The 17570-nt window shown below is 57.6% G+C and carries 21 protein-coding genes; 14 read left to right on the top strand and 7 right to left on the bottom strand.

Translation table 11 applies throughout. The features are described 5' to 3' along the window. Positions 1–149: 149 nt before the first annotated feature. The 7 genes from Q0932_RS12290 to grxD all read left to right on the top strand — a co-directional run bounded on the left by Q0932_RS12290 (position 150) and on the right by grxD (position 4759). Positions 150–320: a hypothetical protein gene (locus tag Q0932_RS12290; RefSeq protein WP_299353184.1), complete on the top strand. Its 171-nt coding sequence runs from the start codon at positions 150–152 to the stop codon at positions 318–320. An 81-nt stretch (positions 321–401) separates the two neighbouring features. Beyond that, positions 402–2567, top strand: a complete 2166-nt coding sequence (purL, locus tag Q0932_RS12285) for a phosphoribosylformylglycinamidine synthase subunit PurL (RefSeq protein ID WP_299353181.1) — start codon at positions 402–404, stop codon at positions 2565–2567. Positions 2568–2730: 163 nt separating this feature from the next. After that, entirely contained in the window at positions 2731–3387 is a 657-nt protein-coding gene (locus tag Q0932_RS12280; protein ID WP_299353178.1) for an ureidoglycolate lyase, read from the top strand. Further along, entirely contained in the window at positions 3384–3866 is a 483-nt protein-coding gene (locus Q0932_RS12275) for a GNAT family N-acetyltransferase (RefSeq protein WP_299353175.1), read from the top strand. The genes Q0932_RS12280 and Q0932_RS12275 overlap by 4 nt, the downstream gene beginning before the upstream one ends. Before the next feature lie 79 nt (positions 3867–3945). Continuing rightward, positions 3946–4170: a BolA/IbaG family iron-sulfur metabolism protein gene (locus Q0932_RS12270; RefSeq protein ID WP_299353172.1), complete on the top strand. Its 225-nt coding sequence runs from the start codon at positions 3946–3948 to the stop codon at positions 4168–4170. Further along, a complete protein-coding gene (locus Q0932_RS12265) occupies positions 4170–4400 on the top strand; it encodes a hypothetical protein (RefSeq protein WP_299353169.1) in 231 nt (76 codons plus the stop codon). Before Q0932_RS12270 ends, Q0932_RS12265 begins: the two co-directional genes overlap by 1 nt. Continuing rightward, positions 4397–4759: a Grx4 family monothiol glutaredoxin gene (gene grxD / locus Q0932_RS12260; RefSeq protein WP_299353166.1), complete on the top strand. Its 363-nt coding sequence runs from the start codon at positions 4397–4399 to the stop codon at positions 4757–4759. The genes Q0932_RS12265 and grxD overlap by 4 nt, the downstream gene beginning before the upstream one ends. Before the next feature lie 68 nt (positions 4760–4827). On the opposite strand, the gene Q0932_RS12255 is transcribed toward grxD, so the two are convergent. Together Q0932_RS12255 and Q0932_RS12250 are read right to left on the bottom strand one after the other, a co-directional pair. Beyond that, entirely contained in the window at positions 4828–5211 is a 384-nt protein-coding gene (locus tag Q0932_RS12255) for a cell division protein ZapA (protein WP_299353163.1), read from the bottom strand. Further along, positions 5211–5864, bottom strand: coding sequence for a hypothetical protein (locus Q0932_RS12250; protein WP_299353160.1), 654 nt, complete (start codon positions 5862–5864; stop codon positions 5211–5213). Before Q0932_RS12250 ends, Q0932_RS12255 begins: the two co-directional genes overlap by 1 nt. Before the next feature lie 261 nt (positions 5865–6125). On the opposite strand from Q0932_RS12250, the gene tkt reads away from it, so the two are divergent. Both tkt and Q0932_RS12240 read left to right on the top strand, forming a co-directional pair. Further along, positions 6126–8144: a transketolase gene (gene tkt / locus Q0932_RS12245; protein ID WP_299353158.1), complete on the top strand. Its 2019-nt coding sequence runs from the start codon at positions 6126–6128 to the stop codon at positions 8142–8144. Between the two features lie 163 nt (positions 8145–8307). After that, positions 8308–8763, top strand: coding sequence for a YHS domain-containing (seleno)protein (locus Q0932_RS12240; protein WP_299353156.1), 456 nt, complete (start codon positions 8308–8310; stop codon positions 8761–8763). Between the two features lie 24 nt (positions 8764–8787). On the opposite strand, the gene Q0932_RS12235 is transcribed toward Q0932_RS12240, so the two are convergent. Further along, positions 8788–9636 carry a LysR family transcriptional regulator gene (locus Q0932_RS12235; protein WP_299353154.1) on the bottom strand — a complete coding sequence of 283 codons (849 nt, stop codon included), beginning with the start codon at positions 9634–9636 and terminating at the stop codon, positions 8788–8790. Positions 9637–9726: 90 nt separating this feature from the next. Here Q0932_RS12235 and Q0932_RS12230 point away from each other — a divergent pair, with 90 nt between their 5' ends. Both Q0932_RS12230 and Q0932_RS12225 read left to right on the top strand, forming a co-directional pair. Next, complete coding sequence (locus Q0932_RS12230) at positions 9727–10191, top strand: cytochrome c (RefSeq protein WP_299353152.1); 465 nt, start codon at positions 9727–9729, stop codon at positions 10189–10191. 15 nt (positions 10192–10206) lie between these two features. Next, the gene (locus Q0932_RS12225; protein ID WP_299353150.1) at positions 10207–11097 is read left to right on the top strand and encodes a cytochrome c; all 891 of its coding nucleotides are present in this window, start codon (positions 10207–10209) and stop codon (positions 11095–11097) included. 6 nt (positions 11098–11103) lie between these two features. Here Q0932_RS12225 and Q0932_RS12220 read toward each other — a convergent pair whose 3' ends face one another. The 4 genes from Q0932_RS12220 to Q0932_RS12205 form a co-directional block, all read right to left on the bottom strand. Beyond that, positions 11104–12078, bottom strand: coding sequence for a DUF808 domain-containing protein (locus Q0932_RS12220; RefSeq protein ID WP_299353147.1), 975 nt, complete (start codon positions 12076–12078; stop codon positions 11104–11106). Between the two features lie 101 nt (positions 12079–12179). Then, positions 12180–12671 carry a pantetheine-phosphate adenylyltransferase gene (gene coaD / locus Q0932_RS12215; RefSeq protein WP_299353144.1) on the bottom strand — a complete coding sequence of 164 codons (492 nt, stop codon included), beginning with the start codon at positions 12669–12671 and terminating at the stop codon, positions 12180–12182. Positions 12672–12827: 156 nt separating this feature from the next. Continuing rightward, positions 12828–13262 carry a CBS domain-containing protein gene (locus Q0932_RS12210; RefSeq protein WP_299353141.1) on the bottom strand — a complete coding sequence of 145 codons (435 nt, stop codon included), beginning with the start codon at positions 13260–13262 and terminating at the stop codon, positions 12828–12830. Positions 13263–13322: 60 nt separating this feature from the next. After that, positions 13323–14219, bottom strand: coding sequence for a LysR family transcriptional regulator (locus Q0932_RS12205; RefSeq protein ID WP_299353138.1), 897 nt, complete (start codon positions 14217–14219; stop codon positions 13323–13325). A 103-nt stretch (positions 14220–14322) separates the two neighbouring features. Here Q0932_RS12205 and Q0932_RS12200 point away from each other — a divergent pair, with 103 nt between their 5' ends. From Q0932_RS12200 to Q0932_RS12190, 3 genes are all read left to right on the top strand, one after another. Then, positions 14323–15822, top strand: coding sequence for a CoA-acylating methylmalonate-semialdehyde dehydrogenase (locus Q0932_RS12200; protein WP_299353135.1), 1500 nt, complete (start codon positions 14323–14325; stop codon positions 15820–15822). A 76-nt stretch (positions 15823–15898) separates the two neighbouring features. Continuing rightward, positions 15899–16318 carry a hypothetical protein gene (locus Q0932_RS12195; RefSeq protein WP_299353132.1) on the top strand — a complete coding sequence of 140 codons (420 nt, stop codon included), beginning with the start codon at positions 15899–15901 and terminating at the stop codon, positions 16316–16318. An 83-nt stretch (positions 16319–16401) separates the two neighbouring features. Further along, the gene (locus Q0932_RS12190; RefSeq protein ID WP_299353129.1) at positions 16402–17532 is read left to right on the top strand and encodes a carboxylate-amine ligase; all 1131 of its coding nucleotides are present in this window, start codon (positions 16402–16404) and stop codon (positions 17530–17532) included. The last annotated feature ends 38 nt before the right edge of the window (positions 17533–17570 follow it).

Raw genomic sequence — 17570 nt, 5'->3', positions numbered from 1 at the left:
TCTTTGACCAATGCGCCCTGGGAGGGATCGACAAGTTTCGCGGCTTTTCCCCGACGCAGTATTACGATCTGCGCAGCCTGTCGGTTCAAGCAGAGCTGCGTCAGAAGTTTGGCAACCGTCTGGGCGGCGTTGTGTTTGCAGGTGTCGGCATGACAAGCCCCGATTATGCATCGCTTGAGGATGGTGGCTTGCATGCCGCTGCAGGTGTCGGTCTGCGGTTTCAACTGACCAAGAAATTCGAGACCGATTTCGCGATCGACGTCTCTTCCAACGATGAAGGCAGTGATCTGGTTTACATCTATGTCGGTCAACGTTTCTGACTGCGACGCGTTTACCCTTTCCCTTGTAGCATGACTGACCTAAAAGCCCCTTGAAACGCCACACTTGGGGAATCTCTCGTTATGCAAGATCCGGCCATTACCGAAAACGTCATCGCAGCCCACGGCTTTACGCCTGACGAATACGCCGAAGTGATCAACATCCTGGGTCGGGACCCTACGTTTACCGAGATGGGCATTTTCTCGGCCATGTGGAACGAGCATTGTTCTTACAAATCCTCCAAGATCCACCTGCGTACCCTACCCACCGATGGCCCCCAAGTGATCTGTGGCCCCGGTGAGAACGCGGGCATTGTCGACATTGGAGATGGCGATGCCGTGGTGTTCAAAATGGAAAGCCACAACCACCCGTCTTACATCGAACCCTATCAGGGTGCTGCGACCGGCGTGGGTGGCATCCTGCGCGATGTCTTTACCATGGGTGCACGCCCGATCGCGGCAATGAACTCGCTGTCATTTGGCGAGCCGAGTCATCACAAGACACGCCAGCTGGTCAACGGTGTGGTCGAAGGCATCGGCGGTTATGGCAACTGCTTTGGCGTTCCTACTGTCGGCGGCGAAGTTCGGTTCCACCCGGCCTACAACGGCAACTGCCTTGTGAACGCTTTTGCAGCGGGCATCGCCAAGGCTGACAGCATTTTCTATTCGGCCGCCTCGGGCGTGGGAATGCCCGTTGTTTATTTGGGTGCCAAGACGGGGCGTGACGGCGTTGGTGGCGCGACCATGGCCTCGGCTGAGTTCGACGACACCATTGAAGAAAAACGCCCCACCGTTCAGGTTGGCGATCCTTTTACCGAAAAGCGCCTGATGGAAGCAACGCTGGAGCTGATGCAGACTGGTGCCGTGATTTCCATTCAGGATATGGGGGCCGCAGGCCTGACCTGTTCCGCCGTCGAGATGGGCGACAAGGGTGGCCTTGGCGTCAAACTGAACCTCGAGGACGTACCGCAGCGCGAAGACAATATGACAGCGTATGAGATGATGCTGTCCGAGTCTCAGGAACGCATGTTGATGGTGCTGAACCCGGAACTGGAAGACGAAGCCCGAGCGGTGTTTGTAAAATGGGATCTGGACTTTGCCATCGTTGGCGAAACTCTCGCGGAAGACCGCTTTTTGATCCGGCACAATGGCGAGGTCAAAGCCGATCTGCCGTTGTCCAAACTCTCGTCAACGGCGCCGGAATACGACCGCCCCTGGGTGCCGACACCTGAAGCCGAGGCCTTGGACGCCGACAGCGTTCCCCAGATAGATCCGATCGACGGTTTGAAAGCCGTGATCAGCTCGCCCAACTATGCCGGCAAGCAGTGGGTCTATGAGCAGTATGACACCATGGTGATGGCCGACAGCGCCCGTCTGCCGGGCCAAGGCGCAGGCGTGATCCGCGTACATGGCACCGACAAGAAGCTGGCGTTCACCAGCGACGTGACCCCGCGTTATGTCAAAGCCAACCCGACTGAGGGCGGCAAACAGGCCGTGGCCGAAGCCTATCGCAATCTTTGTGCTGTGGGGGCCAAGCCCTTGGCAACAACAGACAACCTGAACTTTGGCAACCCTGAAAAACCTGAAATCATGGGCCAGTTTGTGGGCGCGATCAAAGGCATCGGCGAGGCTGTTGCTGCGCTGGACATGCCGATCGTCTCGGGCAATGTCTCGCTATACAATGAGACCGACGGCAAAGGCATCCTGCCCACCCCGACCATCGGCGCCGTGGGCCTGATTGCCGCAAACGAAGAGCCGATCAACGGCGAAGCCCGCGACGGTCATGTGTTGTTGATGGTGGGCGAAAGCGCAGGCCATCTGGGCCAGTCGGCTCTTTTGGCCGAGGTTTTCAACCGCGAAGACGGCGACGCCCCGCATGTGGATCTGGACGCTGAGAGAAAGAACGGCGAATTCATCCGCGAGAACCGTGATTTCATCAAGGCCTGTACCGATATTGCCGATGGTGGCCTGGCGCTGGCCGCGTTTGAAATGGCCGAGGCCGCCGGTGTTGGTGTCCAATTGGACAGCGAAGACACCGCCGAATTGTTTGGCGAGGATCAGGCACGCTATCTGGTGGCCTGTAATTTTGATCAGGCCGAGGCGCTGATGATCAATGCTGGCCGGGCGGGTGTCGCGATCAGCTCTGTCGGAAAGTTCACCGGCGACCACGTCTGGTTTGGCAACTCCGGTGCACCTCTGGAAGAGTTGACCACGCTGTTCCGCGGTGCCTTTGCGGAAGCGGTGGCATAACGTCGAGGGAAGTGAGGGGCGCGGCCCCTCTTGGCTGCAAGCAGCCAATTCACCCCGGAGTACTTTGACCAAAATGAAGGCAGGTGCATTGCGCTTGCCTTTTTTGTTGGTCTGTCATGAGATTTCGGCACAGGCTTTGCGCGAAGAATGAAAAGGATTCGTCATGACCGCCCCAACCTACATGTTTGACGCCAGCGAAAAGCCCAGTTTGCCGTTTCATGATGTGCCCTTGATTGCCGCCACCGACGAGAGTGTGAAGGGATATGGCTGTCTTGTAGACGACCCGGACGGGTTCGACATCGAGATCACTCGGTGGCCGGCGCAAGGATGGCGTGCTATCGATGAAGGAACCGGAGACGAGGGCGGCAGTGTCGAGGGCACGTTCCGCTGCGACTGGAAGGGTGATGTTCTTTATGGGGAGAACGAAGCGGTCAATGGCAACTACGTACTCGGGTGGTCGGTTGATCCTCAAACCGCCAGCACCACCGCACCGACCGAACCGCGTGACAAGGTTCTCTTGTGGCACATGAACTATCACCCAGACGGGGGACAGTTGTTCTTTCCGCTGGATCGCAAACCCTTTGTGGTGCCCCTCGCCCTGCCCGGCGATGACCTGACACCAGACAAGGTGGTGGCGTTCTGGTGCGATGGGTCAAAGGGTCTCTATATTCATGCAAACATCTGGCACGAAGGGATTTTCCCGGTGCACGATCAACAACGCTTCCTTGACCGGCAAGGCGCGGTTCACGCTCGTGTCAGCGCCGATATAGGACAAGAGTTTGGTGTGTACCTGTCAGTGCCATTGAAGGGGACGTTATGAGCAGCTCTGTTCTACGCCCGGCCACAGATCGGGATTTCGCCTTTGTACGCTCTGTCGCAGGACGCCCCGAGAACCAGCACTTTATCGAGGATGCTCCCGAAGACGCGCTGCAGATGATCCTGTCGAACCCGGACGCCGCCTTTGTGATCTGGGAGCACGATGGCCAGCCAGCGGGCTTTGCCATGTTCCACGGCTGCGCGCAGTCCGATGTTCAGATTGAATTGCGCCGCTTGGCGTTGGACCGAACCGATCAGGGATTGGGGCAGCCCTTTTTGCGCGCACTCATTGCCTTTGCCTTTGAGAGCCTTGGCACGCCGCGCCTGTGGCTGGATGTGGCGCCCGAAAACGCCCGCGCCATTCGCTCTTATGAAAAGGCCGGGTTCACGCCTGCCCCGGAAGGCACCGCCATCTGGCACCGGCCGGATGGTGTTGACGTGGAATTGCTGGTTTTTCACATGCTGAAGCCAACCGAGGGGTAATCCGCGCAACGCATCTGCTTGAAGCCCCCTGCCCGCGAGACTAAGTTCAAGAAAACCGATCAACAAGGATACCACAACCATGCTTGCTTCTGACATCGAAGCGATGATCCGCGAAGGCTTCCCCGAGGCCAAGATCACCGTGATGGGCGACGATGGCGCCCATTTTTCAGCCGAAGTCGTTGACGAAAGCTTTCGCGGGATGAGCCGGGTGCAGCAACAGCGCGCGGTCAATGCCACGGTGAAATCAGCCATCGACAGCGGCGCACTTCACGCGCTGGCGCTGACCACCAAAGCACCGGATTGATGACTACGGCGCTGTTGGTTCTTGGGCTGATCGTTCTTTTGGTGGTTGTCACCGCCGGGGGTCAGGCCTATCTGAGGGGCAACAGACACACGCCTTTGTCGCAAAGCCAGCCACGCAATGTTGCGGAACGCGCTTTGGGACAAGACGCCACAACGACCAGCGTTTTTCAGGACATGCTGGACAAAAGACAGCGCCAAGAGGCGCCTATGCAAAAGGACACGCGCAAATGAGCGATACAAAATCCCGGATCGACGAAATCGTCAAAGCCAACGACGTTGTGCTTTATATGAAGGGCACCAAGGAAATGCCGCAGTGCGGGTTTTCCAGCCGCGTGGCCGGTGTGCTGAACTACATGGGCGTCGATTTCGCCGATGTGAACGTTCTGGCCGACGAAGACATCCGTCAGGGCATCAAGGATTATTCCGACTGGCCTACCATCCCGCAGCTTTACGTCAAAGGCGAGTTTGTCGGCGGTTGCGACATCATCACCGAGATGACCCTGTCGGGTGAACTGGACACGATGTTCGACACGAATGGCGTCAGCTATGACAAGGATGCGGCAAACAAGATCCGCGAAGCCAACGGCTGATCTTATCCGAACCCAAAATAGACTAAGGCCGCCCGAAAGATCGGCCTTTTTTCTTTTCTATTCGTGACTTAGCTGGCTTTATCTTCAACTTCCGCGGCCAGAGCTTCGGCGCGGGCGGCCAGTTCGGCCAATGTGTCCGAAACCTCGTTAGGGATCACCGCCACTTCGACCTTTTCAGGTTCCGCGCTTTGCAGGGATTGCAGCATGCCCTCGGTTTCGGCCAGCTTGGCCTCAAGCTCACGCAGGCGGTCTTCGACGCCTGCAGTCTTGTCGGCCAGCATCAGTCCCGCCATCAACAGCATGCGTGGCTCAGTGATGTGACCGATCTGGCTGACCAGAACCTGGGCTTCGTCGTCCAGCATCTTGGCGGCAGAGGTCAGGTAATCCTGCTCGCCTTCCTGACAGGCCACTTCAAACGAACGACCACCGATATGAATTTCCACTTCTGGCATTACGCGTCCTCCCCGCTGTCAGTATTTGCAGGCGCTTCGGTTCCCAACAAGGGACGTAAGGCCGTAACAATAACGTCCATTTCCGCCAATTCCGCAGCACGCATGGATTTCAGATCATCAAGTTCTGCCACAAGCGCCTGATTGATAAGACTTGGGTCTTTCAGACCGCTTTCGGCAGCGGCGCGCAATTGCTGAATGGCCGCGCGCACCATACGGCTGGTACGTCGCAGACGGCGCAACCGGCTGGCAAGTTCGCCAATGGTATCGCGCTGCGTCTCAAGATCGATAGCGACAACCTCAGGCGCGGCATCGGCAGCGGCGGCCTCTTTGGCTTCGACTTCGGCCTTGGCCTCGCGCAGGCTTTCTTCGGCGGCCTCGCGGGCCTCAGCAGCGGCTTCGACCGCCTGACGCGCCGTGGCCAGTTCTGCTTCGCTGTCTTCCAGCTTGGTATTCAGTGTCTTGATGCGTTCTTCCAGCTGAGTATTCGCCAGTTTTTCATTCTCGAGCGCCGCCTGTGCGTCACTGAGTTCTGACTTTGCTGCTGCGTCGGCGGCGTCATCTTCGCCGGCTGGTGCCGTGAGGCCCTCAAGCCCTCGGCTGATGCGGTCCATCGCGGCGCTGATCCTGCTTTCCAGATCGCTGATCTCACTCATGAGCCTCTTTCCCTTTCTTCCGGGCCTTGTTGTCGAGGCGTGTCACACCAGCGCCTCTGCCCTTTGCCTTCTGATCTATCGTCGCTGCCCTGTCCCGACAATCGCCGAATCGCCGATTTGGCCGTCTTTCACCGATATTAGCCAATGAAACTGCAAATTGCGCCCCCTTTGCAATCAGACACTTGGACGCCGCGCTTGATCTTCACCCTCAGCCTGTTATTGAGCGGAAAACCTTCTGCGACCAGTCAAAGGAAACAGCCCGTGGATATCGCTGCCCTTCGTAAAAAGAACCCCGAACACTGGATGAAAGCTGCTGCCATTCGCGCCCTGACGCTGGATGCTGTTGCGGCTGCCAATTCAGGTCACTCCGGTATGCCGATGGGCATGGCCGATGTGGCAACGGTTCTGTTTGAGAAACACCTGAAATTTGATGCGGCGAACCCGCAGTGGCCAGACCGCGACCGGTTCATCCTGTCCGCGGGCCACGGCTCGATGCTGATCTATTCGCTGCTGTACCTTTGTGGCGACCGCCAGGTCACGCTGGATCAGGTCAAAAACTTCCGCCAGATGGGCGCATTGACTGCTGGCCACCCCGAGAACTTCCTGATCGACGCCGTTGAGACCACCACTGGCCCCTTGGGTCAGGGCGTCGCCAACGCAGTTGGTTTTGCAATGGCCGAGGAAATCCAGCGAGCGCAATACGGTCGCAAGATCGTGGATCACAACACCTATGTCATCGCTGGCGACGGCTGCCTGATGGAAGGCATCAGCCACGAGGCCATCGGCCTTGCGGGCCGCCATTCTCTGGGCAAGTTGATCGTGCTTTGGGACAACAACAACATCACCATCGATGGAACGGTTGATTTGAGCGACCGCACCGATCAGGTCAAACGCTTTAAAGCGTCAGGCTGGCATGTGCAGGAAATCGACGGCCATGATCCCGAGGCGATTGACGCGGCCCTCACAGCCGCCAAGAAAGCCAAGAAACCTTCGATGATCGCCTGCAAGACCCATATCGCATTGGGCCATGCCGCACAGGACACATCGAAAGGTCACGGTGCGTTGACCGATGGCGACCAGATGGAAGCCGCCAAAGAGCTTTATGGCTGGACCGGCGGCCCGTTTGAAGTGCCCGCCGACGTCAAAGCCCAGTGGGAAGCCATTGGCGCCCGTGGCGCCGAGGATCGCGCCGCATGGGAAGGTCGTTTCGCCGACGTTTCCAAACAAAAACAAGACCGGTTCAACCGCGCCTATGCACTTGACGCGCCCAAGCGTCTGTCCGCCGTGGTCAAGGCCCTGAAAAAGCAGATCTCCGAGGACAAACCCTCGGTCGCCACCCGCAAATCGTCAGAAATGGCGCTGGCCGCGATCAACCCGATCATGCCGGAAACTGTGGGCGGCTCGGCTGACCTCACCGGGTCAAACAACACCAAGACCGAAGATCTGGGCGTGTTTGACACCGATAACCGCAAGGGTCGCTACGTCTATTGGGGTATCCGCGAGCACGGCATGGCCGCCGCAATGAACGGCATGGCACTGCATGGCGGCATCCGCCCCTACTCGGGCACCTTCTTCTGTTTCACAGACTATGCCCGCCCATCCATGCGTCTGGCGGCCCTGATGAAAGTGCCATCGGTCTTTGTCATGACCCATGACTCAATCGGCGTTGGCGAAGATGGCCCGACGCACCAGCCCGTGGAGCACCTCGCGATCTGTCGCGCGACACCGAACACCTATGTGTTCCGCCCCGCCGACACGGTGGAAACCGCCGAGGCCTGGGAAATCGCCCTGTCGTCCAAAGACACGCCTTCGGTCATGGCCCTGACACGTCAGAACCTGCCGACGCTGCGCACCGAACACAAGAACGCCAACCTCGTCTCCAAAGGCGCTTATGTGCTGGCCGAAGCCGAGAACAAACGTCAAGTCATCCTGATGGCTACGGGTTCAGAAGTATCGGTCGCGATAGAAGCCAAGGCCAAGCTGGAAGCGATGGGTATCGGCACCCGCGTGGTGTCCATGCCCTGTATGGAACTGTTTGCCGCACAGGACGAAACCTATCGCCGCAAGGTTCTGCCTGCAGGCAACATCGTCCGCATCGGCATCGAAGCCGCAGTCCGTCAGGGCTGGGATCAATGGCTCTTGGGCGAACGCGCCCGCCCCGGCAAATCCGACTTTGTCGGCATGGACCGGTTTGGCGCCTCAGCGCCTGCCGGCGAATTGTTCGAAAAATTCGGAATCACAGCAGACAATGTGGTCGAAAAGGCCAAGGCGCTGGTCTGACCCACGCCAGACTGAAACATGTTGTAGAGGGCACCCACTGCGGGTGCCCTTTTCTTTTCAGTGCCTTACATCGCATCTTTCACGGTCAGATCACACAGTCGTCAGGGGGCCTTACACATTGGGGCCGCATAAGTATCTTGGAATGAACACAGGAGGAGAGACCATGCTCACACGCCGTACCGCCCTTGGATTGATTGCCGCCGCGCCAGTGGCCTATGCCTTGACGCCCCACGCAGCGCAGGCTGCGGAACCTCAGGTTTTTCAGAACCCCATTGCCATCAATGGCACCGACCCCGTGGCCTATTTCACAGACGGTAAACCAGTTGCTGGCTCGGCCGATCACACAGTGACCTGGAACAGCGCGGATTGGCATTTTGCATCTGCCGATAACGCTGCAACTTTCAAAGCCAATCCCGAGGCCTATGCCCCGGTCTTTGGCGGTTACTGCGCCTTCGCTGCCTCCAAAGGCTATCTTGCCCCGACGGTGCCCGAGGCTTGGACAATCCATGAAGACCGGCTGTATCTGAACTTTAGCCTGCGCGCCCGTGAATTGTGGCTGCAAGATGTGCCAGGAAACATTGCAAAAGGTCAGGCGAACTGGCCAGGGATCTTGGGTTAACGCGTTTCAGGCCTAATCGAGGGATCACGCCGCGCTGAATTCGGCCCGCATCATCGCGGCGATCTTGGTCCAGACCGCTTGCAGACGTACATTCCCAACAACCTCTTTCTGGGCGGCCATCCACAAGGGCACAACCGGAATGGGGGCAGCATTGTCGAGCCGTTTCAACCGGTTGTCCGAGTCTCCGACAAACCGGGGCAAAAAGGCTTTACCAAGGCCCTCGGCGATCATCTCTTGAATAACCAGAAAGCTGTCTCCGGTGTGGGCAATCTCTGCGGGGTCTAGATTGTTCTCCATCCAATCCGCCGCAACAGAGCGCCCGAGCGGCCCCTTGAGACCTATCCATTGCGAGACGGGATGGGTAGGTCCGTACACCGCGAAGCCCAGCTCGCCAACAATTTCCCCGTCCAAATCATCCTCGAGCTTTTTGGTGGGGCGGATGGCAATATCCGCTGATAGCCGCGACAGATCGTGATATGAGTTGGCGCTGAGCACGGTGAATTCCAAATCCGGATATAGTCCGCTGATTTTGCCCAGTATTTTCGGTAAAACCAGTTGGCAAATACTGTCGGTCGACGCGATTTTCACAGTCCCAAACAAGGTTTGATCGGTGCCCAGAACAGCGCGGTCTATCGAATACATCGCGTCCTCGACATTCTGCGCGGCCTTTAGAATAGTCTCGGCTTCGGGCAGAACTTGGTATCCAGAACCGAGTTTGCGGAAGATCGGTCGGTTGTGGCGGGCTTCAAACGCCGCCACCCGCCGCATCACCGTGGCGTGAGTCACGCCCAGCTTTTTGGCAGCGGCATTCAACGACCCCTCTTGCGCCACCGCCAGCACAAATCGAATATCGTCCCAGTTGTCATTGTTCATATTTTAACAATAAACATAAATTATTCCCAATTGCGAAAATAAATGAGCAGGGTACCTTTGGTGCAGTTCATTTTGTAAGGAGGACATCCGGTGAAGAGAGTATCTTTCGTGACAGCCCTAGGCCTGACGGCGACAATTTTTCTGGGCGCGGCAACTGCGCATGAGACCGACAACCCTGCTGTAACAGCGCGTATGGCGATCATGCAGCTTTATGCAAACAACCTTGGTCAATTGGGTGCAATGGCCAAAGGCAACGTTGAATACAGTGCCGATGCCGCCACCGCAGCCGCCAATAATCTGGGGCTTTTGGTGCAGCTGGATCAATCCACGCTCTGGCCCGCTGGCACGGACACCGACTCGATCTCTAACACCCGCGCCCTGCCCGAGATCTGGCAAAACTTCCCCGATGTGATGGCCAAGGGCAAAGCCCTGTCCGAAGCTGTGACAGCCATGCAGGCCGCCGCCGGAACTGATCTGGCATCCTTGCAGGGGGCCATGGGGGCTTTGGGCGGAGCTTGTGGTGCCTGCCACAAAGCCTATCGTGCGCCTGAGTAACCTAAAGCGAGATCCATGATGAATGGACCTTTGAAACTGGTCCTGATTTTTGGGACCATAGTGGGCGGCGCGGGCTGGATACTGACCGCGCCGTCAACCGTCGAATCGGACATGCTGGCCACCGTGTCAGCGGACGTGGAGCGCGGCAAAACCGTGTTCTATGCCAGTGGTTGCGCCTCGTGCCACGCCACCCCGGACTCGCAGGATGATGCCAAGTTGCGGCTTGGCGGTGGCCACGCTTTCAAGACCGATTTCGGCACGTTTTACGCCCCCAATATCTCAAGCGATGTCACGGCTGGGATCGGAGCATGGACGGACGAGGATCTCGCCAATGCGTTGATCCACGGCACCAGCCCCGAAAAGCGCCACTATTATCCGGCGTTTCCCTACACCACCTACGCCCAAATGACGCTCGAAGACGTGGCCTCACTGCGCAGTTTCCTGTCGACGCTGCCCGCGGTTGCGACGCCGAACACCCCTCATGATGTCAGATTTCCCTTCAATATCAGACGTATACTAGGGGGGTGGAAGCTGATGTTTACCCGTAAGGGCTGGGTTCTGGACGGCGATTTGACCGAGCAACAGATCGAAGGCCGCTATCTGGTCGAAGCCCTTGGGCATTGCGCCGAGTGTCACACCCCGCGCAATGCGCTTGGCGGTATGAAACGAGGCTCCTGGCTCGCGGGAGGGCCAAATCCCGACGGCAAAGGCACGATTCCCGATCTCACCCCTGCCGGGCTTGACTGGTCCGAAGGCGATATCGCTGAATACCTGAAATCAGGGTTCACGCCGGAGTATGACACGGCGGGCGGTCAGATGGTGGATGTAATCGAGAACACCAGCCAGCTGAGCGACGCCGAGCGCGCAGCCATCGCCGCCTATCTGAAAGCGCTTCCTGTGCAATAAGCGCCCTTAGTGCGCGCTGTCACCCTTGCCGAACACCGCGCTCCACGCTGGGGCCAGTACCTTGGTCGCCACAGGGATCAGCACCATGCCAAGCGCCACCCCAAAAATCCCGTCCATCGTCGCCTTGGCGGTCCATTCGACAAAGCCTTCCCAAGCTGCGGGCACCATGTGGCCAGCCGCATAAGCCCAGTCGTGGATGTGATGTCCGAGCCACCCAAAGCCCAGCTCTTCCATGCCGTGGATCACGATCGAGCCACCGACCCAAAGCATTGCGGCCGTGCCGATAATGGTCAGCAACTTCATGAAGTAAGGCATGCCCCGCACCAGCCAGCGACCGATCAAACGGGTCAACGAGAAATTGCCATTGGCATACATCGCCAGACCGACATCATCCATTTTCACAATCAAAGCCACCGAGCCATAGACAGCCACAGTAATGCCCAGACCAGCCACGGCCAGCGTTGACGCCTCCATCCAGAAATTGCTCTCGGGAATGCCAGAGAGGATGATGGTCATGATCTCGGCGGACAGGATGAAATCGGTTTTGATAGCACCGCCAACCTTCTTTTCCTCAAGATGCGCGGGGTCACCAGGGATGTCCTCTTCGAACACATGGTGGTCGTCGTGCGGCACCAAAAGATGATAGATTTTCTCGGCGCCTTCAAAACACAAGTACGCCCCGCCCAGCATCAACAGGGGGGAGATTAGCCAAGGCGCAAAATTCGCCAGCAGCAGCGCGGCAGGAAGCAAAATCAACATTTTGCTCTTGATCGAGCCCTTGGCAATTTTCCAGATGATGGGCAGTTCGCGTTTGGCCTCAAACCCATGCACGTATTTTGGCGTTACAGCGGCGTCGTCGATCACGGCACCTGCGGCCTTGGCGCTGGCCTTGGCGGCGCCGGCGGCCACATCATCAATTGAGGCTGCCGCCACTTTGGCAATGCCTGCTACATCATCAAGAAGGGCTAACAAACCACTCATAAACGCGCTCCTGTATCGTGCTTACTCGCACCCTATCCGATCATTGTATCGGCACAAGCCCCTGCCCCAAAAGGCAGGTCAAAAGCGGGCCGGAAATTTGATCAGCTGAAGCGGTCGTTCAGAGCGTCATTGACCATTGGTGTGACGAATTTCGACACGTCCCCGCCAAGCCGGGCGATTTCCTTGACCAGCTTCGAGGCGATCGCCTGATGTTTCGCTTCAGCCATCAGGAACACGGTCTCGACCGAAGAATCCAACGCGCGATTCATGCCAACCATCTGAAATTCATACTCAAAGTCCGCCACAGCCCGCAGGCCACGCACGATGACCTGTGCGCCAACGTCCTTGGCACAATCGATCAGGAGATTCTCAAACGGATGGGCGATGATCTCGGTTCCGGTCTCGGCACTAAGCTTGGCGCATTCCGCTTCAATCATGGCAACACGCTCTTCTAGCGTGAACAGAGGCCCCTTGTCGCGGTTGATCGCGACACCAATCACCAGCTTGTCTACCAAGAGCGAGGCCCGGCGGATAATATCGATATGGCCCATTGTGATCGGGTCAAAGGTTCCGGGGTAAAGTCCAACGCGCATGGAGGTTCTCCGCATTATCTGTCCTGAGCGCACGCAACAATATTGCGTACTGAATTGCAAGGCTTCTTATCCGCACAGGTATTTCTGCGGGTCGGAAACAGAAAGGGCGCAACCTGATTGGTCACGCCCCTGTCTCTTGCCAAAGAAGTAATCGGGTCAGTGCCCCATGATCATCCCTTGAAGCGCGTCTTTTTCCATCGCCAACTCGCTCAACCGCGCCTTAACGGCGTCACCCAGCGTGATCAGGCCAATCATCTTGTCACCTTCAAGCACGGGCATGTGGCGGAACCGCCCTTCGGTCATCTTGGCCAGCACGTCGTTAAGATCATCTCTCATCGTGCAGGTGACCAACTCGGAGGTCATGTAGGTGTTAACGGGCTCAGCCAGACAGGCACCACCCTGCTTGGCCAGTTCGCGCACAATATCGCGTTCTGACAGGATGCCATCGGCGCTGCTGCCATCAGATGAGACCACCACGGTCCCAATCCGTTTTTCTGCAAGAATCTTGGCCGCATCAGAAACCGAAGTGCCAGGTTTAACGGTTACGACACCTTGGTCGCCCTTGGACTTGAGAATCTGACTAACCAGCATTTGCGAAACTCCTTGAGAATATTGCTTTGATTTCAAGCGTTGCCGCATCAAAAGTTATTGTCAAGTTTTCGCTTCCAATCGGGTCACTTCATCGCGGATTCCCTGACAAAGCGCTTCGGAAAAGCGGTTCATGCGCTCCAGACGCTTGTCATCTTCGTGACGCACAAGGTAAAATCCGCGCGTTAGGCTGAACTGATCTTCCAATATTTTGCGCACACCGCGGTTAAACGGGATCGAGAAATCGTGCACAATTCCGACCCCTCCACCGATGCGCACACAGTTGATCTGAACCGATACCGAGTTTGAGCCAATTGTGGGTTTCTCAACGCCAATTTCACTCAGATAGTCCAGTTCCTTATCGAAAATCATATCCGGAATATATCCGACGATCTGGTGGTTTTTGAGGTCGTCCAGCGTTTCAAGGGGTGGCGCGCTTCGCAAGTACCACCGGGCCGCCGCCAAATGCAGTTTGTAGTCCGTGATTTTTTGCACCATCAGACGCCCCGCCGTTGGCGGGCTGACCGCGACCACCATATCCGCTTCGCGTTTTGACAGGCTGAACACACGTGGCAGAGCCACGATTTGGATTTCGAGATCCGGGTTGCCCTCGGCAATCTTGTGGCAAACCTGGGGTAACAAGTAGTTTGCCGCGCCATCCGGAGCCCCGATGCGAATTTGACCCGAAAGGCCGCCCGGATCACCGCTCAGCTCTTCTGCGGCCTCTTCCAGGGATTGCTCAACCCGCACCGCATGGCTCATCAATCGCTGTCCGGCAGCGGTCAGCGCATAGCCGGTGGGGGATTTCACAAACAAGGGCGTGTCAAAGGCATCTTCCAGACGCGAAACGCGCCGTCCCACGGTCGCGGGATCCACGTTCAAACGGCGCCCGGCCGCTGACAGGCTTTCTTCGCGGGCGACGGCCAGAAAGACGCGCAGATCGTCCCATTGCGGGGCCATATCCGGACCTCCATGAAATTTTGCAAAACTATTTTGAAATCTTGCCTCTTTTCCGATGATTTTTGCAAGTCTATTCTACGCCCGAAATCTGGAGGACTCTTCAATGCAAGAACTGACCCACTACATCAACGGCGAACATGTCAAAGGGACATCGGGCCGTTTTTCTGACGTTTACAATCCCGCCACCGGCGAAGTTCAGGCAAAATGCCCGCTGGCCAGCAAGGAAGAGATGGACCACGCCGTGGCCGTGGCAGCCGCTGCGCAACCCGCTTGGGCCTCGGTCAACCCTCAGCGTCGCGCCCGCGTCCTGATGAAATTCGTAGACCTGCTGAACCGCGACATGGACAAGCTGGCCGAGGCGCTCAGCCGCGAGCACGGCAAGACCTTCCCAGACGCCAAGGGCGACATTCAGCGTGGGCTGGAAGTGGTGGAATACTGCATCGGCGCGCCGCAAATGCTGAAGGGCGAATACACTGACAGCGCTGGCCCCGGCATTGATATCTACTCAATGCGTCAGGCTTTGGGTGTGACCGCTGGCATCACGCCATTCAACTTCCCAGCCATGATCCCGATGTGGATGTTCGCGCCCGCCATCGCCTGTGGCAACGCCTTTATCCTGAAACCATCCGAGCGTGACCCGTCCGTCCCTCTGATGCTGGCCGAGCTCTTGGAAGAAGCAGGCCTGCCCAAAGGCATCCTGCAGGTCGTAAACGGCGACAAAGAAGCCGTCGACGCAATCCTATACGATCCGATCATCCAATCTGTTGGTTTCGTCGGCTCAACCCCGATTGCCGAATACATCTATGGCACCGGTTGCGCCCAAGGTAAGCGCGTTCAGTGTTTTGGCGGCGCGAAAAACCACATGATCATCATGCCCGATGCGGACATGGATCAGGCCGCAGACGCTCTTGTTGGCGCGGGCTATGGCGCTGCCGGCGAACGCTGCATGGCGATCTCGGTTGCCGTGCCGGTTGGCGAAGAAACCGCAGACCGCCTGCGTGACAAGCTGATCCCGCGCATCGAGAAGCTGAAAGTTGGCCCCTATACTTCGGGCGATGATGTGGATTACGGCCCCGTCGTAACGGCCGCAGCCAAAGAAAACATCCTGCGCCTTGTCGCAACCGGTGTGGAACAGGGTGCAGATCTTGTGGTTGATGGCCGCGACTTCAACCTGCAAGGCTATGAGGACGGCTTCTTTGTCGGCGCGCATCTTTTTGACAACGTGACCACCGACATGGACATCTACAAAACCGAGATCTTTGGCCCGGTCCTGTCGATGGTCCGCGCACAGTCTTACGAAGAGGCGCTGGGTTACGCGATGGATCACGAATACGGCAATGGCACCGCGATCTTTACCCGCGATGGTGATGCAGCCCGCGATTTCGCCAACCGGATCAACGTCGGCATGGTCGGCGTGAACGTGCCAATCCCGGTTCCGTTGGCCTATCACACCTTTGGTGGCTGGAAAAAATCTGCCTTTGGCGATCTCAACCAACACGGCCCCGACGCGTTCAAATTCTACACGCGCACCAAGACCATCACATCGCGCTGGCCTTCGGGCATCAAAGAAGGTGGCGAGTTCAACTTTAAACCTATGGATTGATCCACTGGTCAAATTCTGATTTTGTCAAAGGGGCGGCTTCGGGCGCCCCTTTTTCTATCTAGCCAGTCAGGTGCCCATGCCGGTTTCATTTCGTATCCTCAAATCCCATGGGCTGACTTATGTGCGCTACGAAGGCGTCGCGACGCTTGACGAGACGCTGGCCGCCTTTGCCGAGTTTGCCCAGCACCCCGATTGCCGCCCCGGCCTGAAGCAACTTGTTGACCTGACCGCGGTTCAAGAGGTGAAGTTCGACTTTCCCAAGCTGATGGAAATGCAGGCCAAAAAAGCAGATGTCTTCATGGCCGGGCCGGCCGAGACCCTGATCGTCTATCTCACCAATGCGTCCAAGACTTCGAATATGGCGCATATGATCTTGCGCTCGTGGGAGCCCTTCCCCTCTGTCGTCCCGCGCGTGATTGAGGACGAAGCCGCTGCCTTGTCTATCTTGGGTCTTCGCGAAGATTCGATCGAGGCGTTGCTGGCTACGGCTGCCTAACGCGGCAAAAGGCGCATTCTTGCGGTTCCCCTTGCCAGTTTGCCCAGGATTTGCTGAACTCGCAGTCACTTAGGGGGAATGCCATGGTCAAAGAACCGGATTTCACGATCGGCGTCGAAGAAGAGTATCTCTTGGTCGACAAGGACAGCTTTGATCTGGCCCCCGCGCCCGAGGCGCTGATGGATCGCTGCATGGCCGAACTGCAGGATCAGGTGAGCCCCGAGTTTTTGAACTGTCAGATTGAGATCGGCACCAAGGTGTGCCGGAATGTCGGTGAAGCACGCGAAGATCTGAAACGCTTGCGCGCGACCGTGGCGCGTGTCGCCGGGGACTACAATCTCGCGCCCATTGCGGCCTCGTGCCATCCGTTCTCGGACTGGCGGGACCAGCACCATACCGACAAGGACCGCTATAACGCCCTGCGTGATGATCTCGCTGGCGTGGTCCGACGCATGTTGATCTGCGGCATGCATGTGCATGTGGGCGTCGATGAACCTGACCGCCGCATCGATCTGATGGGGCAGTTGCGCTATTTTCTGCCGCATCTTCTGGCACTTAGCTGCTCCTCGCCGTATTGGCAGGGCGAGGACACGGGCCTCAGCTGTTACCGCCTTACGGTGTTTGACAACCTGCCGCGGACCGGCCTGCCCCCAAATATGGATTCGTGGAGCACCTTTGAACGCTCAGTGCAGGCCATGACCGATGTCGGTGTCATCGAGGACAGTTCAAAAGTATGGTGGGATCTGCGTCCCTCATCCCGGTTCCCGACGCTGGAAACCCGCATTTGTGACGTCATGCCCCGGCTGGAACACACGCTGACCCTTGCCGCCCTGATCCAAGGCCTGACCCGCATGTTGTGGCGGTTGTCGACTCACAATCAGCGCTGGCGACTTTATGATCGCTTCCTGATCGAAGAAAACCGCTGGCGCGCGCAACGCTATGGCATGTCCGAAGGTTTGATCGATTGGGGCCTGCGCGAAATTGTGCCCTTTGCGGATCTCACAAATGAGATGATTGAGTTGGTTCGCGAAGATGGTGAGGCGTTGGAGTCGACGCAAGAGATTGAAAACGCGATGAATATCCTGCGAGACGGTAATTCCTCGGACCGCCAGCGCGCGGTCTATGCGGACGCAATTCAGGCCGATTATGACCACCACGACGCCCTGCGCGCAGTTGTGCGCCACTTGACGGACGAGTTCCACACCGACCTGTAATTTTGCCAAGCCATTTTGCAAAAATGGGCGCTGACACA

This window comes from uncultured Shimia sp. (assembly GCF_947498095.1).
Taxonomy (GTDB): domain Bacteria; phylum Pseudomonadota; class Alphaproteobacteria; order Rhodobacterales; family Rhodobacteraceae; genus Shimia.
The sequence above is the reverse complement of the archived record's forward strand: the minus strand, read 5'-3'. Positions and strand labels throughout refer to the sequence as shown.